This window comes from Fibrobacter sp. (assembly GCA_012523595.1).
Classification (GTDB): Bacteria; Fibrobacterota; Chitinivibrionia; order Chitinivibrionales; family Chitinispirillaceae; genus JAAYIG01.
Genome location: JAAYIG010000098.1, coordinates 1 through 2,419, shown reverse-complemented (window position 1 = coordinate 2,419; position 2,419 = coordinate 1). Strand labels below are relative to the sequence as shown.

Genomic DNA, 2,419 nt, shown 5'->3' with positions numbered 1-2,419 from the left:
GCTATCTCTAAAAATACCCCAGAAGCGGATTCTGTTCTGGCAGAACTGAAATTTTCCAAGGGGTACAAACCTGTTCTGGGTATCGCTCTTGGTTACAAAGACGAGTCTCCTGATGCAAAACCGCGCGATCCCTCTAAAGTAAAATTTATAGATTAAATTTTAAGGACCCGGGATCACCTGTTAGGACAATGCATCTGAACATGAATATTATCAGAAGTTGTGCGGCTTTCAGTTTATTACTGTTATTTGCCTGTTCTTTACCTCCTAAGAAAGCCCTTTCCGGTCCTGCAAATACTGTTCAGACTGAACCATTGTTTTCCTCTGACTCTGTTCACACTGGAAGCCCGTACGATACACTCCAGCAGGATTCTATTTGCACCATGGTTTCCCATGATTCCGCATATTCCGCACAGGAAATAATGACAGACCCGGAGGCGATGGAGAGTGAGTTCCAGGATGAAATTGAGAGTCTTTTCAGTTCCGATTCCATTTACATCGACACAACCAACTGGTGCACCAACAAGATCAACGCCTGGCGGTTCGATTATAAGTCAATGTCCGATACTGTAAAGATTCTTCTCTCCGATACCACTTTAAAGCGCAGGTATGTCCATCCTTTTAACGGCTATGTGACCTCCCCTTTCGGCCCAAGGAGATATTTCTGGCACTTCGGCACTGATATCAAGCTCCAACGGGGTGATACGGTCAGATGTGCTTTTGATGGGATTGTCAGAGTAATTCAGAATGACCGTTATGGTTACGGCAAAGCCGTTGTAGTGCGTCATTTTGACGGACTTGAGACAATCTACGGGCATCTCTCCAGAACCGACCTCACTCCGAACACCCGTATCAGGGCTGGTGAGATGATTGGACTGGGGGGCAATACTGGGCGCTCCACAGGAAGCCATCTGCATTTTGAGATCCGTTACGGCGGAGAACCGATTGATCCGGGGTACATAATCGATTTTGACACTTATACGCTGAAATGCGACACGCTTACGTTGTCAAGGGATAATTTTGAGTACCTCACTGAAGTGAGAAAAACAGTTTACCATAAGATAAGAAAGGGTGAGACTCTGAGCCATATCGCACGCAGGTACGGGACTACGGTAAGAAAACTATGCAGCCTGAACGGGATCACAGGTAAAACAATACTGAGAATTGGACGGAAAATAGTAGTAAGGAAAGATACTCAGACCTGAATGCTCTTATCACATCATACCTGAGATCTCTTTTTCAAGCCTCGCAAAAAAATCCCTCATACACTCCAGGCGTTTCCTGGCAATTTCTTTTGCAGCGTCAGTGTAAAGCCTTTCCGGTATTCTGACAAACTTCGTCTCAAATTCCAGATTTGGCGTATGTCTGGAGATGTCCTTGATTTTTCCATTGTGTTTCCCGCCATCGAGATTCTCTTTGATATACCTGCTTACAGGAACATCCGAGTACATTTTACAACTGTATTTACCTGCAAACATAAATGAACGGGCAACTCCGACTGCCCCCAGAACATCCAGTTTATCAGCATCAAAAAGCAATTTTGCCTCGATGGTCTGCGGCTCATGTTCGGCCCTGTATCTATGAGAAATGATACAGTGCTTTATTTTTGCGATTTTTTCTCCGGGATATCCAAGCCCGATAAGAATGTCTTCAGCCATCTCCGCACCCAGAACCGCATGGTTGATTTTTCCAGTCCTGTCGCTGTCCTCCTTTACCCTGGCAATATCGTGAAGCAGTGCAGATATCAGCAGGATGTCAATATCGACCCGGTCTTTTTTATCGACGAGACGATGTGCAAGGTTATAGACCCGCCACACATGGTCCACATCGTGTGCTGAGCACGATAACTCCTTCTCAACAATTACCGCAATCTCCCGGTATTTCTGTTCACAGTTTTTCAGTTTATTACCTCTTTTTATGCAGGATTTCAATGGAAAGCGTAACTATTTACATCCAATTTCGCTATTGTAAATTACCCCGCCGGATATTTTGTATCTCTGGAGAACATCCGATGCTTCCTCTCTCATAAAGTCGGTAACTACCTCTATTCCCCGTTTATTAAGCATCGAGGTCCAGTTCTCAACCTTTTCGCCTTCATCAAAACCTATCGCCCTTGCATCTTCATCTGCGGCTCCGCAAACGAGCCGCTTTACACCCGACCATGGAATCGCTCCCAGGCACATGGCGCATGGTGCAGTGCTGGAAAAAAGCTCACATTTTGGAAGGCCATGAGAGGAGAGATCGAAAGATCCCAGAATTTTCTGGGCTGTTGAAAGCGCCATAATTTCCGCATGTGCAGAGGAACAGGATTGCTCTACAACAACGTTCACACCGGGAGCAATCAGTTCCCCGGTGTCCATGTTGAATACAGCGGCGGCAAAAGGACCACCTGTAGCCGATTCTATGTTTTTTCTGGCAAGGG

4 protein-coding genes are annotated in these 2,419 nt (G+C 45.8%); 2 read left to right on the top strand and 2 right to left on the bottom strand.

Annotation, left to right across the window (positions count from 1 at the left end; genetic code table 11):
- Positions 1-156: proton-conducting membrane transporter (locus GX089_06230; protein ID NLP02072.1), on the top strand; the 156-nt coding region annotated here is incomplete at its 5' end.
- Between the two features lie 32 nt (positions 157-188).
- Positions 189-1,202 carry a peptidoglycan DD-metalloendopeptidase family protein gene (locus GX089_06225; GenBank protein NLP02071.1) on the top strand — a complete coding sequence of 338 codons (1,014 nt, stop codon included), beginning with the start codon at positions 189-191 and terminating at the stop codon, positions 1,200-1,202.
- 9 nt (positions 1,203-1,211) lie between these two features.
- Here GX089_06225 and GX089_06220 read toward each other — a convergent pair whose 3' ends face one another.
- The gene (locus GX089_06220) at positions 1,212-1,898 is read right to left on the bottom strand and encodes an HD domain-containing protein (protein ID NLP02070.1); all 687 of its coding nucleotides are present in this window, start codon (positions 1,896-1,898) and stop codon (positions 1,212-1,214) included.
- A 42-nt stretch (positions 1,899-1,940) separates the two neighbouring features.
- Positions 1,941-2,419 (bottom strand): nucleoside deaminase (locus GX089_06215; protein NLP02069.1); only part of this gene is annotated, 479 nt, incomplete at its 5' end.

Excerpts from the sequence above, each read along its gene's own strand:
- GX089_06225 (NLP02071.1), top strand. The coding sequence starts at position 189 with ATGCATCTGAACATGAATATTATCAGAAGTTGTGCGGCTTTCAGTTTA.